Here is a 21,162-nt window from a genome sequence, read left to right on the forward strand (position 1 = left end):
TCGTTCACTTGGCGTCGTCGGTGCTCGGTCGCGGCTGCTGCATCAAGGCGTCCACCGACTGCTTCACCTGATCGACCTGCTGCTTCGGCGTGCCGGTCGGCTCGATGACGCCGGCGCTCGACTCACCCGCAACCCGGGGCGCCGAGGTCAGTTGCTTCTTCGCCAGGACTCCCACGATCGCCACGACGACCAGCAGGCCCAGAACGCTGAACACCATCCGCATGTCATCCTCCGAGACCGAGCCGGTCCATCCATTGCGCCAGCTCGCGTTCGCCTTCGTTTCCCGAGGCGTACACCTGCCGCATGGCGGCATGCGATTCCTTGCGGTGCTGGTTCAACTTGAGTTTGCACTGCCACGAGGTCACGCGCAATTCGAAGCCGACGATACCGGCCATCATCTTGTGCTGGTAGTCCTCGCCGAGCCCGTTCCACTGCTGCGCGTAAGCCGGTTCGTGGTCGCCGATCAGACTTTTGAGCAGGGCGTCCTTGCCGGCGTTGTCTTCGACCAGGCGCGCTTCGACGATGCAATGGACCGCGAGGTAATTCCAGCTCGGAACGCGCTGCAGATCCGGATAGATCTTCGGCGTCTGGTAGCCATGCGGCCCGTTGAACACGGCCAGCGCCTTCGGCCGGGCCTGCAGGTAGCGCCAATGCGCGTTCGGCCTGGCGCAATGCCCCCAGAGCACGAACTGCTCGCCCTTGCTTTCCAGATGCAGCGGCAGGTGCGTGACGAAGGGAAAGCCTTCGTCGTCTGTCGAGATCAGCGTGGCCAGCGGGTACTGCCGCATCAGCTCCGCCGCGATCGCGGGATCTTCGGATCTGAAGTGCGGCGGCAGGTACATCCCGGGCTTATTCCCACTCGATCGTGGCCGGCGGCTTGCTGCTCACGTCGTAGGTGACGCGATTGATGCCGCGCACTTCGTTGATGATGCGGCTCGAGACCTTCTTCAGCAGCGAATACGGCAGCTCGGCCCAGTCGGCCGTCATGAAGTCGCTGGTCTGCACGGCCCGCAGCGCGACGACGTAATCGTAGGTGCGGCCGTCGCCCATCACGCCCACGCTCTTGACCGGCAGGAACACCGTGAAGGCCTGGCTCGTGAGGTCGTACCAGCTCTTGCCGGTGGTGGGGTCGATGAAGTTGCGAAGCTCCTCGATGAAGATCGCGTCGGCCCGCCGCAGCAGGTCCGCGTACTCCTTCTTCACTTCGCCCAGGATGCGCACCCCCAGGCCAGGGCCGGGGAACGGATGGCGGTACACCATCTCGGGCGGCAGGCCGAGTGCGACGCCGAGCTCGCGGACTTCGTCCTTGAACAGGTCGCGCAGCGGTTCGAGCAATTTGAGCCCGAGTTCTTCCGGCAAGCCGCCGACGTTGTGGTGGCTCTTGATCGTGACGGCCTTCTTGCTCTTGGCGCCGCCCGATTCGATCACGTCCGGATAGATCGTGCCCTGCGCCAGCCACGCGACCGTGCGCGAATGCGTCTGCTTGATCTTCGCCGCCTCGGCCTTGAACACCTCGACGAACTCGCGGCCGATGATCTTGCGTTTGGCTTCGGGGTCGGACACGCCGGCCAGCTTGCCCAGGAACAGCTCGCTCGCATCGACGCGCACGACCTTGGCGTGCAGCTTGCCGGCGAACATGTCCATCACCATATCGCCTTCGTTCAGGCGCAGCAGGCCATGATCGACGAACACGCAGGTGAGCTGGTCGCCGATGGCGCGATGGATCAAGGCAGCGGCGACGGACGAATCCACGCCGCCTGACAGGCCGAGGATCACTTCCTCGCTGCCGACCTGCTCGCGAATCCTTGCAACGGCTTCCCCGATGTGGTCGCGCATGACCCAATCCGGCTTCGCACCGCTGATGCGCAGCACGAAGCGCTCGAGGATCGCCCGGCCCTGCTGGGTGTGCGTGACCTCCGGGTGGAACTGCACGGCGTAGAAATTGCGTTCCTCGTCCGCCATGCCGGCGATCGGGCAGCTCTCGGTGGATGCCATCAGCTTGAAGCCGGGCGGCATTTCGACGACCTTGTCGCCATGCGACATCCACACGTTGAGCATGCCGTGGCCTTCCGGCGTGGCGTAGTCCTGGATGCCGTCGAACAGTTTCGTGTGGCCACGGGCGCGCACGGCGGCGAAGCCGAACTCGCGCTTGTGCCCGCCCTCGACCTTGCCGCCCAGCTGGTGCGCCATGGTCTGCATGCCGTAGCAGATGCCCAGCACAGGCACGCCCAGCCCGAAGACGGCCTCAGGCGCCTTGTCGGTCGTCTCCTCGTAGACGCTGGCGTGGCTGCCCGAGAGGATCACGCCCTTCAGGTGCCCGTCCGCCGCGAAGCTGCGCACCCAGTCGTCGCCCACGTCGCAGGGATGCACTTCGCAATAGACATGCGCCTCGCGCACGCGCCTCGCAATGAGCTGCGTGACCTGCGACCCGAAGTCCAGGATCAGGATCTTGTCGTGTTGCATGTCAGCCTCCGCACGGCCGCCCGAAGGAGGCTGAGGCCCCCTCGGGGGGCAGCGCACTACACGAAGTGAGAAGCGTGGGGGTAAACATCAGTCGGCCCGGTAGTTGGGCGCTTCCTTGGTGATCTGCACGTCGTGAACGTGGCTTTCGCGCATGCCCGCGGCCGTGATCTCCACGAATTCCGCCTTGCTGCGCATCTCCTCGATCGAAGCGCAGCCGCAGTAGCCCATGGCCGCGCGCACGCCGCCCGCGAGCTGGTAGACGATCGTCACCAGCGAGCCCTTGTAGGGCACCCGGCCTTCGATGCCTTCCGGCACGAGCTTGTCGGCGTTGGGGTTGCCGGTGGTCGCTTCCTGGAAATAGCGGTCGGCGCTGCCCTGCTGCATCGCACCGATCGAACCCATGCCGCGGTAGCTCTTGTAGCTGCGGCCCTGGTACAGGACGATCTCGCCGGGCGCTTCCTCGGTGCCGGCGAACATGCCGCCCATCATCACGGTGCTGGCGCCGGCTGCAATGGCCTTGGCGATATCGCCGGAGAAGCGCACGCCCCCGTCGGCGATGAGCGGCACGCCGCTGCCTTGCAGCGCCGTGGCGACGTTGTCGATGGCCGTGATCTGCGGCACGCCGACGCCGGCGACGATGCGGGTCGTGCAGATCGAGCCGGGGCCGATGCCGACCTTCACGGCATCCGCGCCCGCCTCGACCAGCGCGCGCGCCGCCCCGCCGGTCGCGATGTTGCCGCCGATCACGTCCACGTGCGGGTAGTTCTGCTTGACCCAGCGCACGCGCTCGATCACGCCCTTGCTGTGGCCATGGGCGGTATCGACCACGATCGCGTCGACGCCGGCTTTCACCAGCGCCTCGACCCGCTCCTCGGTGCCTTCGCCGACGCCGACCGCGGCGCCGACACGCAAGCGGCCGGACCCATCGCGCGCGGCGTTCGGGAAACTGGTCTGCTTGGTGATGTCCTTGACGGTGATCAGGCCCTTGAGCTCGAACTCGTCGTTGATCACGAGCAGGCGTTCCAGCTTGTGCTTGTTCAACAGCGCCTTCGCCTCGGCGGGACTGGTGCCTTCGCGCACCGTCACGAGCTTCTCGCGCGGCGTCATGATCTGCGAGACCGGCACGTCGTAACGCGTCTCGAAGCGCAGGTCGCGCCCGGTCACGATTCCGGCCACCCTGCCGCCGTCCACGACCGGGAACCCGGAAATCCCCAGCTGCTCGGACAGGTCCAGGACCTGGCGAACCGTGTGCGTCGGGGTGATCACCACCGGGTCGCGCAGGACGCCCGACTCGTAGCGCTTCACGCGGGCGACCTCGGCCGCCTGCTGCTTGGGCGTGAGGTTCTTGTGGACGATGCCGATGCCACCTTCCTGTGCGATCGCGATCGCCAGCCGCGCCTCCGTCACGGTGTCCATGGCAGCGGACACCAGCGGCAGGTTCAGGGTGATGTTTCTGGAGAGGCGGGTCGCGAGGGACGTGTCCTTGGGCAGGACCTGGGAGAACGCCGGCACCAGCAACACGTCGTCGAAGGTGAGCGCTTTTCCGAGAAGGCGCATGTCAAAGCTCCAAAAAACGGATTGTACTCGTGGCCTTTTGGCCGCCCGCGCGCGCGGCCCGAAAGCCCTGCACCGTGGCGTACTTGGCACAGTTTCGCCACGCGGACGCTGCCGGCGCAAAGCGCAGAGCTACACTGGCCGCATGAAGACGCTTCGCACCAGCCTGCTCGTTCTCGCATGCCTGGCCGCACCGGCCGCGTTCGCGCAATGGCAATGGATCGACAAGTCCGGCCACAAGGTGTTCAGCGACCAGCCGCCTCCGGCCGACGTGCCCGCGAACAAGATCGTCAAGCGCCCGGCGGGCACCTTCGTCGCGAACCCGGAACCGGCCGCCCCAGCCGCTGCCGCGGCTGCACCGGTGCCCAAGGTGAGTGGCAAGGACAAGGAACTCGAGGAAAAGAAGAAGCAGGTCGCCGACGCCGAAGCCGCGAAGAAGAAGGCCCAGGAAGATGAAATGGCCAGGGCCCGCGCCGAGAACTGCGATCGTGCCAAGCGTTCGAAGGCGACGATCGACTCGGGCATCCGCCTGTCCACCGTCAACGACAAGGGCGAGCGCGAGATCATGGACGACAACGCGCGTGCAGCGGAAACGAAGCGCCTCGACGCGGTGATCGCCCGCGACTGCAAGGCCTGAGCCTTTATCTTTTGCGCGCGAACAGGCCCGCAGCCCGCGCGCCCTGCCGGCGAAACCTCTCGCGGCGCGCGACTTTCGGGTCCACCAGCAGCGGGCGATAGACCTCCACCCGGTCGCGTTCGCGCAGCAGCTGCCCGGGCTGGGCCTTCTTTCCCCAGACACCGAACGTCAGCGCACCGGGGTCGAGCGCCGGGAACTCCGTGCGCAGCGGGCTGGCGGCGATCGCATCGGCGACCGTGCTGCCTCCAGGCATTTCGAGCTGCCATTCGCGCACCTCGCGCGACGCCGGCGAGAACAGCACGCTCACGCGCACGGTGCCGTCAGCCATAGACTTCCTCGGCACGCTTGACGAAGGCGTCGACCAGGCTGCCGGCGATCTTGTCGAACACGGGGCCGACCAGCGTGGCGAGTGCCACGCTTTCGAACCCGTACTGCATGTCCAGTTCGACCTTGCAGGCGCGCTGGTCGGGCCCGCCCAGCGGGATGAATTTCCAGTCGCCTTCCAGGTGCGAGAACGGGCCTTCGACCAGCTTGATACGCACTTCGCGGCCCGGCACGTGCTCGTTGCGGGTGCGGAATTTCTGGTGGATGCCGCCGAAGGCGATGCCGACCTCGGCGTCCATGCCCTGCTCGTCGACCGAGAGGACGCGCGCACGGTCGCACCAGGGCAGGAACTCGGGATAGCTCGCCACGTCGGTGACCAGGCTGAACATTTCCTCCGCGCTGTACCAGATCAGGACGGACTTGTGGACGGTTTTCATGGAGAATCCCGGCGGCATTGTAGTGACGCTGTCGCGTCCCCATTTGTCAGCCCATGTCGAACAAGAACGAGAGCCCCGCCCGCATCGCCGAGAACAAGAAGGCGGCCTACAACTACTTCTTCGAGGAGCGGTACGAGGCGGGCGTGGTGCTGCAGGGCTGGGAAGTCAAGGCCCTGCGCGAGGGCAAGGCCCAGCTGACCGACGGCTACGTCGTGATCAAGGACGGCGAGCTGTATGTGATCGGGCTGCAGATCAACCCGCTGAAGACCGCCTCGACCCACGTCAATCCCGACGCGACCCGCATCCGCAAGCTCCTGATGCACAAGGACGAGATCCGCCGCCTGATCGGCAAAGTCGAGCAAAAGGGCTATACGCTGGTTCCCCTGAACCTGCACTGGAAGGGCGGCAAGGTGAAGTGCGAGGTCGCCCTGGCCAAGGGCAAGGCCGAACACGACAAGCGCGACACGATCCGCGACCGCGAAGGCAGGCGCGAAGTGGAGCGCGCCATGAAGAACCGCCACCGCTGACGGAATAAACCGCCGGCCCGCGGTGTTCGTCAAGGTAAGGACTGGAATGGCACCCATGGACCGCAGCCTCGTCGTCGAACAGTTGCCCGGCCTGCGGCGCTACGCGCGCGCCCTCACGGGCGACGCCTGGGCGGCCGACGACCTCGTGCAGGACACGCTGGAGCGCGCCTGCGTGAAATGGCAGCTCTGGCTCGCGGGCACGGACCTGCGCGCCTGGCTGTTCACGCTGATGCACAACCTGTACCTCAACCAGCGGCGCCGGGTACAACCCACTTCGGGCGCGATGCCGCTGGACGACATCCAGTCCGAGTTGCCCGCACCGGACGGCGGCAGGGACGTGGCGCTGGACCTCACCCGCTGCCTGCAGCGCCTTCCCGAAGACCAGCGCGCCGTCCTGCTGCTGGTCACGCTGGAGGACATGAGCTACGGCGAGGCTGCGAAAGTCCTGGGCATTCCGCTCGGCACCGTGATGTCGCGGCTGTCGCGCGCGCGTTCGCGGCTGCGCGAGCTGATGGACGGCGCGGAAGGCATGAGCCGCGCCGTGCCCGGGCAGCCGCAGCTGCGCCGGATGAAGTGATGGAGAACCGGATGAACACCCGACAAAGCGGACCGGGCAGGATCGGCGAGGACGATCTGCACGCGCTCGTCGACGGTCGCCTGCCTGCCCCGGAAGCCGCGGAACTGCGCGCCCGGGTGGCGGCGGACCCGCAACTGCAGGCGACGGTCGACGCCTGGACCGCGCAACGTGACGCCCTGCGCCGCACCTTCGCGGCGACCGACCCCGAGACGCCCGCCACGCTGGCTGGTGCAGCCGAGCGCGCGCAGGCGCTGCGGGATTCGGCGATGCAGTGGACGCGTTGGGCCGGCATGGCCGCTTCGGTGCTGCTCGCTTTCGGCGCCGGCTGGCTGGCCAACATCCAGTTCGCTGCCGGGCTCCCGGGGGCGAGCGCGCACCAGTTCGCCAGGCAGGCCGCCATGGCTTACGCCGTCTACCAGCCCGAAGTGCGGCATCCGGTCGAAGTCACCGCCGCGCAACAGGAGCACCTGGTGCAATGGCTGTCCAAGCGCCTGGGCCGTCCGTTGAAGGTCCCGGACCTTCGCGCGCAGGGCTACGAGCTGTTGGGCGGGCGCCTTCTGCCCGGTGAGGACGGCGCCCGCGCGCAGTTCATGTACCAGAACGCCGCCGGCCAGCGCCTGACGCTGTACTTCGGCGCCGTGAAGGAAGGCGGCAAGTTCAACACGAAGGAAACGGCGTTCCACTTCCTCGACGATGGCCCCGTGCCCGGCTTCTACTGGGTCGACCAGGGGTTCGGCTGCGCGCTGTCCGGCCAACTGCCGCGTGCGGCGCTGCTGGAACTCGCCCAGGCCGTCTACAAGCAGCTCGAGTCCTAGGCGAGATCCCTGAGCGGGTGCGCGTGGGGCGGCCAGGGCGGCTCGAAGAAGACCTGCACCATCTCGGGCGTCACGTCCTCGATGCGCTGCGGGTTCCAGCGCGGGCGCTGGTCCTTGTCGATCGCGAGCGCGCGGATGCCCTCCACGACTTCGCTCGCGGCGCCCGGTCGCCGGTGGAAGCAGTGGCGCATGATCCCCCGCTCCATGCGCAATTCGTCCGCCAGCGACATCGACCGCGCGCGGCGCAACTGCTCGAAGGTCACGTGCAGCATCAAAGGCGAGCGCTGGCGCAGGAGCGCCGCGTTCTCCTGCGCGAACGGCGAGCTGTCCGCTTCGAGCGCATGGATGATCTCCGGGACGCCAGCCAGGCCGAAGAAGCGCTCGATCGCGTCCTCGTCCCGGGCCAGGCTGGATTCCTGCGACACGGTTCCCGAGGCCGACGCCAGCGCGCCCTGCCCCGAAATCGAATCCCACAGCAAAGCGAGCCCGCTGGACGGCACGACGGCATCGGCCAGGCCCGCATAGAGCGCGTCGGCGCCGTTGAAGGCGCGCCCGGTCAGCGCGAGATATTCGCCGATGTGCCCCGGCGTGCGGGACAGGAAATAGCCGCCACCGACATCGGGGAACAGGCCGATGTTCGTCTCCGGCATCGCCATCTTCGTGCGCTCGGTCGCGATGCGCATCGTGGCGCCACTGCGGGCGTGCCCCGAGATGCCCATGCCGCCCCCCATGACCACGCCGTCCATGAACACGGCATAAGGCTTCGGGAAAGTGTTCACCAGGTGGTTGAGCGCGTATTCCTCGGTGAAGAAGTCCTCGAGCTCGGGCCGGCCGGCGAGAGCCGCCTCGTGGAAAAAGCGGATATCACCGCCTGCCGAGAGCGTGCCGAACGGGCCATCCTTGCCCATGCCGCGCACGGCGACGAACTCGATCGCCTCGGCATCGCGACAGGCCAGCAGGACGGCCGTGACCTGGCGGATCATCTCGAGTGTCAGTGCGTTGAGCGACTTCGGCCGGTTGAGCGTGATCAGGGCCGCGCGGCCTTCTATTTCCACGATGACATCGTCGCTCATGCGCGCTGCCTCCATCCCACCAGTTCGTTGAACATCAGCGCGCCTACCACCAGGGCGCCGCCGGTCAGTACGGTCGGCGTGGGCACTTCGCCCGCGCCCCACCATGCCAGCATGATGCCGAAAATCACTTCGAGCAGGCCCAGCAGGGAAATCTCGGGCGCCTTCAGCACGCGCGCACAGATGACCGACAGTGCGCAGGGGATCGCGAGCTGCACGAGGCCCAGCAGCGCCAGCAGGGCGATGTCGTGCCCCGAAGCGTGGAACGGCATCGCGAGCGGCAGCGTCGCGATGGAAGAGATCGCCGCACCCACCAGCACCGCCGGGACGAGGTCCACGTCATGGCCTTGCGCGTGGGAGCGTTGCGAGATGGTCCAGTTCACGCCCGCCGCGATCGGGACGAACATCGCCACCAACGTCCCCGCGAATCCGCCGCCGCCGACTTGCGTGCCATACATGTAGCCGATGCCGCCTGCGGCGAGCAGGATCGCGAACGCCGTCCGCCGCGGGATGCGATGGCCGATGAAGACTCGCGCGATCACGGCCGTGAGAAACGGGCCGGCGGCCATCGTGACCAGCACGTTCGCCACGCTGGTCAGCGTGAGCGCCACCATGAACGCGGTGAACATCACGCTCCAGCAGAGGCCGGACAGCCATAGCGGCCAGCCACCACGGCGGATCTTCGCGAAGACATCGCGGCCCTGGAAGAACGGCAGGATCACGAGCAGCGACAGCACCGTGAAGAAGCTGCGCCAGAACGTGACCTCGAAGCTGCGCGCGTGCTCCAGGTGGCGCGTGATCACCCCCGCGATCGACCACATCAGGGTCACCGCGACCATCAGCACGACCGCCTGGCCGTGCCTGAGCCTCATGCCGTGGCCATCTCGCGGGACGCGCGCTTGCGCTCGTGCTCCTTCAGGAAGCGCTTGCGCAGCCGGATCGACTTGGGCGTGATCTCCACGAGCTCGTCGTCCTCGATGAACTCCACGCCGTATTCCAGCGTCAGCTCGATCGGCGGCGTCACCTTGATCGCGTCCTCCTTGCCGGACACGCGGAAGTTGGTCAGCTGCTTCGTGCGCGTGGCGTTGACCACCAGGTCGTTGTCGCGGTTGTGGATGCCGACGATCATGCCTTCGTACACCGGGTCGTTCGGCTTCACGAACATGCGGCCCCGGTCGTCCAGCTTGCCGAGGGCGTAGGTGAAGATCTCGCCGTCGTCCATGGAGATCAGCACGCCGTTCTTGCGGCCGGCGATGTCGCCCTTGTGCGGCTCCCAGCCGTCGAAGATGTTCGAGATCAGGCCCGAGCCGCGGGTGAGGTTCAGGAACTCGTTCGAGAAGCCGATCAGGCCGCGCGCCGGGATGCGGTACTCGAGGCGCACGCGTCCGCGGCCGTCCGGCTCCATGTTCACCAGTTCGCCCTTGCGCTCGCCCAGCGCCTGCATCACGCCACCCTGGTGCTGCTCCTCGACGTCGGCCGTCACGAGCTCGATCGGCTCGCACTTCACGCCGTCGATCTCCTTGAACACGACGCGCGGCTTGGACACCGCGAGCTCGTAGCCTTCACGGCGCATGTTCTCGACCAGGATGGTGAGGTGCAGTTCGCCGCGCCCCATCACTTCGAACACGCCCTCTTCGTCGGTGTCGCGCACCCGCAGCGCAACGTTCGACTGCAGCTCCTTCTGCAGGCGGTCCCAGATCTGCCGGCTGGTGACGTACTTGCCCTCGCGGCCGGCGAGCGGCGACGTGTTGACGCAGAAATTCATCGTGAGCGTCGGCTCGTCCACCTTCAGCATCGGCAGCGGCGACGGGTTGGCCGGGTCGGTCACCGTCACGCCGATGCCGACTTCCTCGATGCCGTTGATCAGCACGATGTCGCCGGGACCGGCTTCCTTGACCTGCACGCGGTCCAGGCCTTCGAAGGTCAGGACCTGGTTGACGCGCCCCTTCACCTGCTTGCCATCCGGTCCTTCCATCACCAGCACGTCCATCGCCGGGCGGATCGTGCCCTGGTTGATGCGGCCGACGCCGATGCGGCCGACGAAGCTGGAATAGTCCAGCGCGGAGATCTGCAGCTGCAGCGGCGCCCCGGGATCGCCCTGGTGCTCCGGCACGTGCTTCAGGATCGTGTCGAACAGGGCCGACATGTCCGGGCCCCACTGCTCGCCCGCGGCGCCTTCTTCAAGAGACGACCAGCCGTTGATGCCGGAGGCGTACACCACCGGGAAATCGAGCTGTTCGTCGGTCGCGCCCAGCTTGTCGAACAGGTCGAAGGCTTCGTTGATCACCTTGTCCGGGTTCGCGCCCGGCTTGTCGACCTTGTTCACCACCACGATCGGCCGCAGGCCCAGGGCCAGCGCCTTCTTGGTGACGAAGCGCGTCTGCGGCATCGGGCCTTCCTGCGCGTCGATCAGCAGCAGCACGCCGTCCACCATGGACAGCGCCCGCTCCACCTCGCCACCGAAGTCGGCGTGGCCGGGCGTGTCGACGATGTTGATGTGCGTGCCCTTCCAGCTCACGGCGCAGTTCTTGGCCAGGATGGTGATGCCGCGCTCGCGCTCGATGGCGTTGTTGTCCATCACGGTGTCGACGACCTTTTCGTGGTCGGCGAAGGTGCCGGACTGGCGAAGCAGCTGGTCGACCATGGTGGTCTTGCCGTGGTCGACGTGCGCGATGATCGCGATGTTTCGGATTTGGTGAGGATTCATGATGCGTCTTGCAGGATCTGCTGGATTTCGATGGGGCTCAGCAGCCGCCCCGGGATCAGTTCGCCGGCCTTGACATGGGCCGTGCCGAGCAATGAATGGGCCTGCGCCGCGTACACCGCGACGCGTTCGTCGTCGGCCCAGTCACCGCGCCGGCGCAGGCCGGACAGGAACCGGCCGGCATTCTCTTCGTCGAGCGTGACGGGCGTGTGGCCGTCGAGCAGCGAGGCCACCGGCTTCACCTGTTTCAGCCGCTCGTCTTCGCTCATCGCCTCGAGCGCCGGCAAGCCCAGGCACTGGTCGACCGTGATGCTGCCCGACGCCGTGCGTCGCAGCGATGCCAGATGGGCGCCACAACCGAGCGCCTCCCCGATATCTTCGCCGAGCGTGCGGATGTAAGTGCCTTTGCTCACGGTAGCCACGAGCTTGAGCGTGTCGGCATCCACCGGCGTGAGCGCCAGGGAGCGGATCGTCACGTCGCGTGCCTCGCGCTGCACTTCCTCGCCGGCCCGCGCGTATTCGTAGAGGGCCTTGCCGTCCTTCTTCAGCGCACTGTGCATGGGCGGCACCTGGCGGATCGGGCCCGTGAAGCGGCGCGCGACTTCCTCGAGCATCGCCGGCGCGATCGCCGGAACCGGCCGCGTGGCGATCACTTCGCCTTCCGCGTCGCCGGTCGCCGTCGTCACGCCCAGTCGCAGGCTCGCCTCGTACGTCTTGTCCGCCTCGAGCTGCAATTGCCCGAACTTGGTCGCGGCACCGAAGCACAACGGCAGGACGCCCGTAGCCAGCGGATCGAGCGTGCCCGTGTGGCCCGCCTTCTCGGCGCGCAGCAGCCACTTGGCCTTCTGCAACGCCTGGTTGCTCGAGAGGCCGAGGGGTTTGTCGAGGAGAAGCACCCCATGCACGGGGCGCCTCACGACCCGTGCTCGTGGTGCGCTCATCGCTACTTCTCTTCGTCCTTGGAACGGGAAGCGACGGCACGCGCGATCAGCGCGTTCATGTCGGCGGCGCGCTCGGTCGTGCGGTCGAAGACGAAATGCAGCGTCGGCACGGTGTGGATGTGCAGGCGCTTGAAAAGGCCGTTGCGCAGGAAGCCGGCGGCGTGGTTCAGCGCCTCGTCGCATTCCAGCGGGTCGCCCACGAGCACGCTGAAGAAGATCTTCGCATGCGCATAGTCGGGCGTCACCTCGACGGAGTTGATCGTCACCATGCCGAGCCGCGGGTCCTTCACCTCGCGAATGAGCTCCGCCAGGTCGCGCTGGATCTGGTCCGCGACCTGGAAGGCTCGATTCGGCTTGGTGGACTTCTTCGGCATGGCTCAGAGCGTGCGGGCCACTTCCTTGACCTCGAAGAATTCGAGCTGGTCGCCTTCCTTGATGTCGTTGTAGCCCTTGAGCTTGATACCGCACTCGAAGCCTTCCTTGACTTCGCGTACGTCGTCCTTCATGCGCTTGAGCGACTCGAGCTCGCCGGTGTAGATCACCACGTTGTTGCGCAACAGGCGGAAATGCGCGCTGCGCGTGACCAGGCCCGACGTGACCATGCAGCCGGCGACCGTGCCGATCTTCGACGCGACGAACACCGTGCGGATCTCGGCGGCGCCGATGACTTCCTCGCGCTTTTCGGGCGCGAGCATGCCCGACATCGCCGCTTTCAGTTCATCCACGGCGTCGTAGATGATGTTGTAGTAGCGCAGGTCGATGCCGTTGTTCTCGGCCAGCTTGCGGGCGCCGGCGTCGGCGCGCACGTTGAAGCCGATCACGACGGCCTTGGACGCGATCGCGAGGTTGATGTCCGACTCGGAAATGCCGCCCACGGCCGCGTACACCAGCTGCACCTTGACCTCGTCGGTCGACAGCTTGAGCAGCGACTGCGCCAGCGCCTCCTGCGAGCCCTGCACGTCCGCCTTCACGATGATCGGCAGCATCTTCACTTCGCCGGCGGTCATGTCCGTGAACATGTTCTCCAGCTTGGCGGCCTGCTGCTTGGCGAGCTTCGTGTTGCGGAACTTGCCGGCGCGGTAGGTCGCGATCTCGCGCGCCCGGCGCTCGTCGGAGAGGACCATGAACTCGTCGCCCGCTTGCGGCACTTCCGTGAGACCCTGGATCTCCACCGGCATCGACGGACCCGCATCCTTGATGGTCTTGCCGTCCTCGTCCAGCATGGCGCGCACGCGGCCATAGGTCTGGCCCGCGAGCACCACGTCGCCGGTCTTCAGCGTGCCGGACTGCACCAGCACCGTCGCGACCGGGCCGCGGCCCTTGTCCAGCTGCGCTTCGATCACGAGGCCCTTGGCCATCGCGTCCTGCGGCGCCTTGAGTTCCAGCACTTCGGCTTGCAGCAGCACCTGCTCGAGCAGGTCCTCGACGCCCTGGCCCGTGCGCGCCGAAACGCTCACGAAAGGCGATTCACCGCCGTATTCCTCGGGCACGACTTCCTCGGCCACCAGCTCCTGCTTCACGCGCTCCGGGTTGGCATCGGGCTTGTCGATCTTGTTCACGGCGACGACGATGGGAACGCCCGCCGCCTTCGCGTGCTTCACGGCTTCCTTCGTCTGCGGCATGACGCCGTCGTCGGCCGCGACCACCAGGATAACGATGTCCGTGGCCTGCGCGCCGCGGGCACGCATCGCCGTGAAGGCTTCGTGACCCGGAGTGTCGAGGAACGTGATCGAGCCCTTGGGCGTGTCGACGTGGTAGGCGCCGATATGCTGCGTGATGCCGCCGGCCTCGCCCGCCGCCACCTTCGTGCGACGGATGTAGTCCAGCAGCGAGGTCTTGCCGTGGTCGACGTGGCCCATGACGGTGACCACCGGGGCGCGCGGCAGGGCCTCGGCTTCGGCGCCGGTCTCTTCCTGCGTGAACGCTTCCGGGTCGTCCAGGGCCGCCGTGACGGCCTTGTGGCCCATTTCCTCGACCACGATCATGGCCGTGTCCTGGTCCAGCGGCTGGTTGATGGTCACCATCTGGCCGAGCTTCATCAACTGCTTGATGACCTCGGACGCCTTGACGGCCATCTTGTGCGCGAGCTCGGCGACCGTGATCGTCTCCGGCACGTGCACCTCGATCACGCGCGCCTCGACCGGCGTGGACACCTGCTCTTCGCGATGGTCGCCGCGATCGCCGCGACGGCCACGCGGGCCGCCCCGCCAGGAATTGCGGCCGACGCCGCCACTCGTGTCGCCACGCGTGGGGATCGCCTTCTTCTTGGCCGGATCGCCCGCCCAGCTGGACGACAGCTTGGCCGACTTGACTTCCTTGCCCGTGCCGGGCGCCGCGGGCGCGCCGGCGCCCGGCCTGGTCGTCACGGCGGGCTTGTGAAGCGTGCCCTTGGCTGCCGGTTTGGCCACGATCTCGCCCGGCTTGGCCGCCGGCTTCGGTTCCTCGGGCTTCTTCGCCACGAGCACCTTCTTGGGCGTGGACATCATCGAGCGGATCGCTGCCGCTTCGGCTTCGGCCTTCTTGCGGCGCTCGGCCAGATCGTTCGCGCGCGCGGCTTCCTCCGCGGCGCGCGCCTTGGATTCGGTGTCCGCCTTCGAGCGCGCCTCGGCTGCGGCACTCGCTCGCGCCGTCGCCGCCGCTTCATCGGCTTCCTTGGTCGCGGCTGCCCGCTCGCTCGGCGCTTCCTGCGCCTTCTTCGCCGCGGCGCTCGCCCGCTCGGCGGCCGCTGCCTGTTCGGCCGCTTCGCGCTCGCGCTTTTCCTGCTCTTCGCGCTGGCGGCGCTTTTCCGCGAGATCTTCTTCCTGGCGGCGGATCAGCTCGGCCTGCCGACGCGCTTCTTCCTCGCGGCGGGCCAGTTCGGCCTCGTCCACGCGCGGCGCGGCAGGCGCCGCCGCTTCCTGCTCGGGCGCCTCGATCACGGCGGTGTCGCCACCCTCTTCGCGCTTGACGAAGGTTCGCTTCTTGCGCACTTCGACCTGGATGGTGCGGGCCTTGCCGCTGGAATCCGCCTGCTTGATCTCGCTCGTGGACTTCTTGGTGAGCGTGATCTTCTTGCGTTCCGCGCCGCCCGCGGTGCCGTGGCTCGCCTTCAGGTAGCCGAGCAGCTTCTGCTTGTCGGTTTCCGAGAGCGAGTCGGACGGGGCCGATTTGGTCACGCCCGCGCTTTTCAGCTGCTCGAGCAGCGTGTCGGGTGATTTCTTGAGTTCTGCAGCGAACTCAGCGACGGTGGTACTGGACATGTGTTCTGTTGCCTCCCATCACTCATGGGTCGCCGCCGCACCGGAGAACCAGTGCTCGCGCGCCTTCATGATCAGGGCTCGGGCCTCGTCCGCGGACTGGCCCGTGATATCGGTCAATTCATCGACGGCCAGGTCGGCCAGGTCGTCGCGGGTGTGCACGCCGGCGTCGGCGAGCTTGGCAATGAGTTGCGGCGTGAGGCCCTCGAGGTCGCGCAGGTCCTGCGAGACTTCCTCGACGCTCTCTTCGCGGGCGATCTCCATCGTGAGGAGCGCATCCTTGGCGCGCGAGCGCAGCTCGTTCACCGTGTCCTCGTCGAAGGACTCGATCTCCAGCATCTCCTGGATCGGAACGTAGGCGACTTCCTCGAGGTTGGTGAAGCCTTCGGAGATCAGGATGTCGGCGATCTCCTCGTCCACGTCGAGCTTCTCCATGAACAGCTGGCGCGTGGTCGAGGTCTCCTCGGCCTGCTTCTGCGCCGATTCGTTCGCGTCCATGATGTTGATCTTCCAGCCCGTGAGCTCGGAGGCGAGGCGCACGTTCTGGCCGCCGCGGCCGATGGCGATCGCGAGGTTCTCTTCGTCGACCACCACGTCCATCGCGTGCTTTTCTTCATCGACCACGATCGACGAGACGTTCGCCGGCGCCAGCGCACCGATCACGAACTGGGCCGGGTCCTCGGACCACAGGACGATGTCCACGCGCTCGCCGGCGAGCTCGTTGGTCACCGCGTTCACGCGCGAGCCGCGCACGCCGACACAGGTGCCGATCGGATCAACCCGCTTGTCGTGCGACAGCACGGCGATCTTGGCGCGCGAGCCGGGGTCGCGGGCGCAGCTCTTGATCTCGAGCAGGCCCTGCTCGATCTCGGGGACTTCCTGGCGGAACAGCTCGATCATGAACTCCGGCGCCGCGCGCGAGAGGATGATGGGCGCGCCGCGCAGCGTCAGGTCCACTTCCATGATCATGGCGCGGACGCGGTCGCCGTTGCGCAGGTTCTCCTTGGGGATCATCTCGCTGCGGCGCAGGCGCCCTTCGACGCGGCCGCTCTCGACGATGATGTCGCCCTTGTCCATGCGCTTGACGGTGCCGACGAAGATCTTGTCGCCGCGCGACATGAAGTCGTTCAGCAGCATCTCGCGCTCGGCGTCGCGGATCTTCTGCAGGATCACCTGCTTGGCGGCCATCGCGCCGATGCGCCCGATCGGCACGGAATCGACCGGCTCCTCGATGTGGTCGCCGACGTCGACTTCATCCACGCGTTCGCGGGCGTCCATCAGGAGCTCCTCGGCGTCGGGATTCTCCAGGCCCTGCTCGTCGGGCACGACCAGCCAGCGGCGGAAGGTCTCGTAGTTGCCGGTGTCGCGGTCGATCGCGACGCGGATGTCCACCTCGCCGGGGTACAGCTTCTTGGTGGCCTGCGCGAGAGCGGACTCCACCGCGCCGAACACGACGTCGCGTTCGACGTTCTTCTCGCGCGAAATGGCTTCCACCAGCATCAACAGTTCGCGGTTCATGTCACTACTCTCCTTGCGCACGGGGCTTGCGGCCCTTGAAATCGACTATCGACGCCAGTCGCGCTTCCTTCAGCTCGTCCAGCGTAAAACCCAATGCCTGCAGCGGGGCAGGCTCCCTCTTCTTCGAGACCTTGCGGCCCGGCTTTTCCGCCGGCGCGTCGCTCCACACCACCTGCCACCGGTCGCCGGCTCGCTCCAGCGTGCCGCGAAACTTCTTGCGGTTCGCAGCCACCTGGCCGTTCGCCGCCGCACCGACGGGCGCCTTCAGCGTGATGTCCACCATCTCGCCGGCAAAGCGCTCGAAGTCGCTTTCGTTGCGCAGCGGCCGGTCGATGCCGGGCGAGGACACTTCCAGCCGCTGGTACTCGATGCCCTCCACTTCCAGCACATACTGCAGCTGGCGCGTGACTTTCTCGCAATCCTCGACCGTCACGAACTGCCCGGCCGTCGCATCTTTGCGCCACGGCAGGTCGATCGTCACGCGCAGCAGCCCGCCGGAGGATCTTTCGATCTCCACAAGCTCGTAACCGAGCCCGGTCACGGTCTGCTCGACGACTTGGTGCAGAGCCACTGCTTCTTCAATTCCCTAAAACCGATCGGCCATAAAAAACGGGCGGTTGGTTCCGCCCGTCCTGGTCGTGAAGCAAGTATTGTACCCCGCAACCCATTGATTTGCAACGGGCTTGGGCGGCGAAACCCTCCTGGGCGCCTCTTCAGCTCGCTGCGGCGACCAGGGTCCGCGTGTACTCGGCGCGAGGGGAATCCAGCACAGCTTTCACCGTCCCCGATTCCACGATCTGGCCGTCCTTCATGACGACCACATCGTGCGCCATGGCACGGATGACTTCGACGTCATGTGTGATGAGCAGGAAGCTCAGGCCCTTTTCACGTTGGAGCCGCTGAAGCAATTTCAAGACCTGCTTCTGGATGGTCACGTCCAGCGCGCTGGTGGGCTCGTCGAGCACGAGCAACCGGGGATGCACGATCAGCGCCCGCGCGACCGCAATCCGCTGCCGCTGCCCGCCGGAGAATTCGTGGGGATAGCGGTACAACAGGCCCGGGAACTGCGCTTCGGCCAAGCCCACATCGGCCAGGGCCTGGATCACCCGTTGGCGCCGCCCCACCGCATCGAGCGACGGCTCGTGGACGAGGAGCCCCTCGCCGACGATCTCCTCCACGGTCATGCGAGGCGACAGCGACGAGAACGGGTCCTGGAACACGACCTGCACGACGCGCCGGATCGCCTGGTTGGCGGCTGCATCCGGCCCCCAGCGGCTGCCCACCACGTCGAGTTCACCGGCGTGTGGCAGCAAGCCCAGGGCGGCCAGTGCCAGCGTCGACTTGCCCGAGCCCGATTCGCCCACGACACCGAGCGTGCGGCCCGGCGCGATCGAGAAACGCGCGTCCCTGACTGCGGCGAATCGCCCGCGCTTGAACCAGCCGCGGATGCCCGGCAGGGCCACGGGGTAACTCACCTGCAGGCCTTGCGCCTGCATGACCGGCGGCGCAGCGGACGAACCTTCGACCACATCGCGCTCCGGGCGGCTGTCGATGAGCTTGCGCGTGTACGGATGCTGCGGCCTGGAGAAGATGTCGGCCACGGCGCCGTGTTCCACGATGTAGCCGTTCTCCATCACGGCGACGCGGTCGGCGAACTTGCGCACGAGGTTCAGGTCGTGGGTGATGACCAGCACCGACATGCCGTTCTGCCGCTGCACGTGCGCGAGCAATTCCAGGATCTGGCCACGCAAGGTGACGTCCAGCGCCGTGGTGGGTTCGTCGGCCAGCAACAGGCGCGGCCGGCCGGCGAGCGCCATGGCGATCATGGCGCGTTGCCGCTGGCCCCCCGACAGCTGGTGCGGATAGGCGTTGGCGCGGCGCTCCGGCTCGGGAATGCCCGTCGCGCGCAATGCCTCGATCGCCGACTGCCAGGCCTCGCGTGTCGTGAGGCCCTGCTTGAACCGCAAGACCTCGGCCACCTGGTCGCCCACGGTGTAGAGCGGATTGAGCGCCGTCATCGGCTCCTGGAAGATCATCGCGATCTCACGGCCACGCACGGCCAGCAGCTCGCGCTCGGGCAGTTGCAGCAGGTCGCGCCCGGGCTGGCCGTCTCCACCTGCCAGGAGGGCGCTGCCGTTCACCTGCGCGTCGGGCACCAGCCCCAGCAAGCTCAGCGCGCTCACGGTCTTGCCCGAACCGGACTCGCCGACCAGCGCCAGCTTCTCGCCACGCCCGAGATGGAAGTCGATGCCGTGCACGACTTCCTTGTCGCCGAAGGTGACGCGCAGGCCGGTGACGTCGAGCAAGGGCCTCATTCGTCCGCCTTTCGCGGATCGAGCGCGTCGCGCAGCGCGTCGCCCATGAACGTGAGCAGCAGCAAGGTGATCACGAGCACGGCGAAGGTCTCGATCGAAATCCACCAGGCGTCGATGTTGCCTTTGCCTTGGCTCAGCAGTTCTCCCAGTGACGGCGTGCCCGGCGGCACCCCCAGCCCGAGGAAATCGAGCGAGGTCAACGCCAGGATGGCCGCGCTCATGCGAAACGGCAGGAAGGTCACCACGGGGGTCATGCTGTTCGGCAGGATGTGCCGCCACATGATCCGGCGGTTGCCCACGCCCAGCGCACGCGCGGCGCGCACGTAATCCATCTGCCGGTTGCGCAGGAACTCGGCCCGCACGTAGTCCGACAGGCCCATCCAGCCGAACAGGCTCAGCAGGATGACCAGCAGCGCGACGCTGGGCGCGAAGATCGCACTGAAGATGATGAGCAGGTACAGCTCCGGCATCGAGGACCAGATCTCGATGAAGCGCTGGAACGCCAGGTCGGTCTTGCCGCCGAAATAGCCCTGGATCGCGCCCGTGATCACGCCGATGACCACGCCTATCGCCATCAGCACCAGGCCGAAAAGCACGTTGAGTCGGAAGGCGTAGAGCAGCACGGCGAGCATGTCGCGCCCGCGCTCGTCGGTGCCCAGCAGGTTGTCGGCCGAGGGCGGCGCGGGGTTCGGCAGCGTCGCAAAATAATTGAGCGTGTTGGGGCCGTAGGGGTTCGGCGCGTAGAGCGCCCAGTTGCCGCCGGCGTAGAGCTTCCCGCGGATGAACGGGTCGAGGTAGTCGGTCGCCGTTTCGAAATCGCCGCCGAACGTCTTCTCCGGGTAGTCGCGCACCATCGGGAAATAGAGCTGGCCGTTGAAGCGCACGAGCAGCGGCCGGTCGTTGGACAGCACTTCGGCAAAGAGGCTCAGGAACACCAGCGCGCAGAAGACGACCAGGCTCCAGTACCCGAGCCTGTGCCGGCGAAAGCGCCGCCACGCTCGCGCACCCGGGCTCTGGCTGGCTTCAATCGAACTTGACACGCGGGTCCACCCAGACGTAGCAGAGGTCGCTGATCAGCTTGGTGACCAGGCCGATCAAGGTGAAGAAGAACAGCGTGCCCATCACCACGGGGTAGTCGCGCCGGATCACGCTTTCGTAACTGAGCAGGCCGAGTCCGTCCAGCGAAAACAGCGTTTCGATCAGGAGCGAGCCGGTGAAGAACGCGCCGATGAATGCGGCCGGAAAGCCCGTCACGATCGGGATCAGCGCGTTGCGGAACACGTGCTTCCACAGCACGCGGCGCTCGGGTAGGCCCTTCGCGCGAGCCGTCAGCACATATTGCTTGCGGATCTCCTCGAGCATCGAGTTCTTGGTGAGCATCGCCGTCACGGCGAAGCTGCCCAGCACCATCGCGGTGACGGGCAGCGTGATGTGCCACAGGTAGTCCGTGATGCGCGCCGGCCAGCTCAATTCTTCCCAGTTGCTCGAGATGAGTCCGCGCAGCGGGAACCACTGCAATTGCCCGCCGAAGATCACGAGCAGCGCGATGCCGAGCACGAAACCGGGGATCGCGTAGCCGACGAGGATCGCCAGCGTGGTGACGAGGTCGAACCGCGAGCCCGCCCGCACCGCCTTGGCGACCCCGAGCGGCACCGCTATCAGATAGCTGATGAAGAAGGTCCACAGGCCCAGGCTGATCGAGACCGGCAGCTTTTCCCTGATCAGCTCCCACACATCCTTGTTCTGGAAGAAGCTGCGGCCGAGGTCGAAACGCGCGAACTGGCCGAGCATCCTGGCGAAGCGCTCGGTGGGCGGCTTGTCGAAGCCATAGAGCTTCTTGATCTCCTCGATCTTCTTCGGGTCCACGCCCTGGCCGCCCCGATAGGCGCCGCCCTCGCCGCCCCGCTGCGCGCGCCGCGCTTCAGCGATGAACTGCTCGACGGGCCCGCCGGGCACGAACTGCGTGACGATGAACGTGATCAGGATCACGCCGAACAGCGTCGGCAGCATGAGGAGGATGCGCTTGAGGATGTACGCGGTCATG

Annotated in this window: 21 protein-coding genes; 4 read left to right on the forward strand and 17 right to left on the reverse strand. The window is 66.8% G+C overall.

Annotated elements, in window-relative coordinates:
- Positions 1–4: 4 nt before the first annotated feature.
- The 4 genes from AC3EF3_RS09635 to guaB all read right to left on the reverse strand — a co-directional run bounded on the left by AC3EF3_RS09635 (position 5) and on the right by guaB (position 4,020).
- Entirely contained in the window at positions 5–223 is a 219-nt protein-coding gene (locus AC3EF3_RS09635; RefSeq protein WP_488531933.1) for a hypothetical protein, read from the reverse strand.
- Between the two features lies 1 nt (position 224).
- On the reverse strand, positions 225–842 hold the full coding sequence (locus AC3EF3_RS09640; RefSeq protein ID WP_488531934.1) for an FMN-binding negative transcriptional regulator: 618 nt from the start codon (positions 840–842) through the stop codon (positions 225–227).
- Positions 843–849: 7 nt separating this feature from the next.
- On the reverse strand, positions 850–2,463 hold the full coding sequence (gene guaA / locus AC3EF3_RS09645) for a glutamine-hydrolyzing GMP synthase (protein ID WP_488531935.1): 1,614 nt from the start codon (positions 2,461–2,463) through the stop codon (positions 850–852).
- 87 nt (positions 2,464–2,550) lie between these two features.
- Positions 2,551–4,020, reverse strand: a complete 1,470-nt coding sequence (guaB, locus tag AC3EF3_RS09650; RefSeq protein ID WP_488531936.1) for an IMP dehydrogenase — start codon at positions 4,018–4,020, stop codon at positions 2,551–2,553.
- Between the two features lie 142 nt (positions 4,021–4,162).
- Between guaB and AC3EF3_RS09655 the strand changes: the two genes are divergently transcribed.
- Positions 4,163–4,654 carry a DUF4124 domain-containing protein gene (locus AC3EF3_RS09655; RefSeq protein ID WP_488531937.1) on the forward strand — a complete coding sequence of 164 codons (492 nt, stop codon included), beginning with the start codon at positions 4,163–4,165 and terminating at the stop codon, positions 4,652–4,654.
- 4 nt (positions 4,655–4,658) lie between these two features.
- Here AC3EF3_RS09655 and AC3EF3_RS09660 read toward each other — a convergent pair whose 3' ends face one another.
- Both AC3EF3_RS09660 and AC3EF3_RS09665 read right to left on the reverse strand, forming a co-directional pair.
- Positions 4,659–4,982 carry an RnfH family protein gene (locus AC3EF3_RS09660; protein WP_488531938.1) on the reverse strand — a complete coding sequence of 108 codons (324 nt, stop codon included), beginning with the start codon at positions 4,980–4,982 and terminating at the stop codon, positions 4,659–4,661.
- Positions 4,975–5,415, reverse strand: coding sequence for a type II toxin-antitoxin system RatA family toxin (locus tag AC3EF3_RS09665; protein ID WP_488531939.1), 441 nt, complete (start codon positions 5,413–5,415; stop codon positions 4,975–4,977). Before AC3EF3_RS09665 ends, AC3EF3_RS09660 begins: the two co-directional genes overlap by 8 nt.
- Positions 5,416–5,468: 53 nt before the next feature.
- On the opposite strand from AC3EF3_RS09665, the gene smpB reads away from it, so the two are divergent.
- From smpB to AC3EF3_RS09680, 3 genes are read left to right on the forward strand one after another with little or no spacing between them, the layout of a single operon-like run.
- Complete coding sequence (gene smpB / locus AC3EF3_RS09670; protein WP_488531940.1) at positions 5,469–5,942, forward strand: SsrA-binding protein SmpB; 474 nt, start codon at positions 5,469–5,471, stop codon at positions 5,940–5,942.
- 55 nt (positions 5,943–5,997) lie between these two features.
- On the forward strand, positions 5,998–6,519 hold the full coding sequence (locus tag AC3EF3_RS09675; RefSeq protein ID WP_488531941.1) for a sigma-70 family RNA polymerase sigma factor: 522 nt from the start codon (positions 5,998–6,000) through the stop codon (positions 6,517–6,519).
- Positions 6,520–6,530: 11 nt separating this feature from the next.
- The gene (locus tag AC3EF3_RS09680) at positions 6,531–7,334 is read left to right on the forward strand and encodes an anti-sigma factor family protein (protein ID WP_488531942.1); all 804 of its coding nucleotides are present in this window, start codon (positions 6,531–6,533) and stop codon (positions 7,332–7,334) included.
- On the opposite strand, the gene AC3EF3_RS09685 is transcribed toward AC3EF3_RS09680, so the two are convergent.
- The 11 genes from AC3EF3_RS09685 to AC3EF3_RS09735 form a co-directional block, all read right to left on the reverse strand.
- The gene (locus AC3EF3_RS09685; RefSeq protein WP_488531943.1) at positions 7,331–8,407 is read right to left on the reverse strand and encodes an enoyl-CoA hydratase/isomerase family protein; all 1,077 of its coding nucleotides are present in this window, start codon (positions 8,405–8,407) and stop codon (positions 7,331–7,333) included. The genes AC3EF3_RS09680 and AC3EF3_RS09685 overlap by 4 nt on opposite strands.
- Positions 8,404–9,276: a DMT family transporter gene (locus AC3EF3_RS09690; RefSeq protein WP_488531944.1), complete on the reverse strand. Its 873-nt coding sequence runs from the start codon at positions 9,274–9,276 to the stop codon at positions 8,404–8,406. The genes AC3EF3_RS09685 and AC3EF3_RS09690 overlap by 4 nt, the downstream gene beginning before the upstream one ends.
- A complete protein-coding gene (gene typA, locus AC3EF3_RS09695) occupies positions 9,273–11,111 on the reverse strand; it encodes a translational GTPase TypA (RefSeq protein ID WP_488531945.1) in 1,839 nt (612 codons plus the stop codon). Before typA ends, AC3EF3_RS09690 begins: the two co-directional genes overlap by 4 nt.
- A complete protein-coding gene (truB, locus tag AC3EF3_RS09700; protein ID WP_488531946.1) occupies positions 11,108–12,049 on the reverse strand; it encodes a tRNA pseudouridine(55) synthase TruB in 942 nt (313 codons plus the stop codon). The genes typA and truB overlap by 4 nt, the downstream gene beginning before the upstream one ends.
- Positions 12,050–12,051: 2 nt before the next feature.
- Positions 12,052–12,423 (reverse strand): 30S ribosome-binding factor RbfA, encoded by a 372-nt coding sequence (rbfA, locus tag AC3EF3_RS09705; protein WP_488531947.1) that lies wholly within the window; start codon positions 12,421–12,423, stop codon positions 12,052–12,054.
- Between the two features lie 3 nt (positions 12,424–12,426).
- Positions 12,427–15,288 carry a translation initiation factor IF-2 gene (infB, locus tag AC3EF3_RS09710; protein ID WP_488531948.1) on the reverse strand — a complete coding sequence of 954 codons (2,862 nt, stop codon included), beginning with the start codon at positions 15,286–15,288 and terminating at the stop codon, positions 12,427–12,429.
- Between the two features lie 18 nt (positions 15,289–15,306).
- Entirely contained in the window at positions 15,307–16,803 is a 1,497-nt protein-coding gene (gene nusA, locus AC3EF3_RS09715) for a transcription termination factor NusA (protein ID WP_488531949.1), read from the reverse strand.
- A 4-nt stretch (positions 16,804–16,807) separates the two neighbouring features.
- The gene (rimP, locus tag AC3EF3_RS09720; RefSeq protein WP_488531950.1) at positions 16,808–17,374 is read right to left on the reverse strand and encodes a ribosome maturation factor RimP; all 567 of its coding nucleotides are present in this window, start codon (positions 17,372–17,374) and stop codon (positions 16,808–16,810) included.
- 142 nt (positions 17,375–17,516) lie between these two features.
- Positions 17,517–19,118 carry an ABC transporter ATP-binding protein gene (locus AC3EF3_RS09725; protein WP_488531951.1) on the reverse strand — a complete coding sequence of 534 codons (1,602 nt, stop codon included), beginning with the start codon at positions 19,116–19,118 and terminating at the stop codon, positions 17,517–17,519.
- Complete coding sequence (locus tag AC3EF3_RS09730) at positions 19,115–20,158, reverse strand: ABC transporter permease (protein WP_488531952.1); 1,044 nt, start codon at positions 20,156–20,158, stop codon at positions 19,115–19,117. Before AC3EF3_RS09730 ends, AC3EF3_RS09725 begins: the two co-directional genes overlap by 4 nt.
- A complete protein-coding gene (locus AC3EF3_RS09735) occupies positions 20,142–21,161 on the reverse strand; it encodes a microcin C ABC transporter permease YejB (RefSeq protein WP_488531953.1) in 1,020 nt (339 codons plus the stop codon). The genes AC3EF3_RS09730 and AC3EF3_RS09735 overlap by 17 nt, the downstream gene beginning before the upstream one ends.
- Between the last annotated feature and the right edge of the window lies 1 nt (position 21,162).

This window comes from Ramlibacter sp. GS1-15 (genome assembly GCF_057785015.1).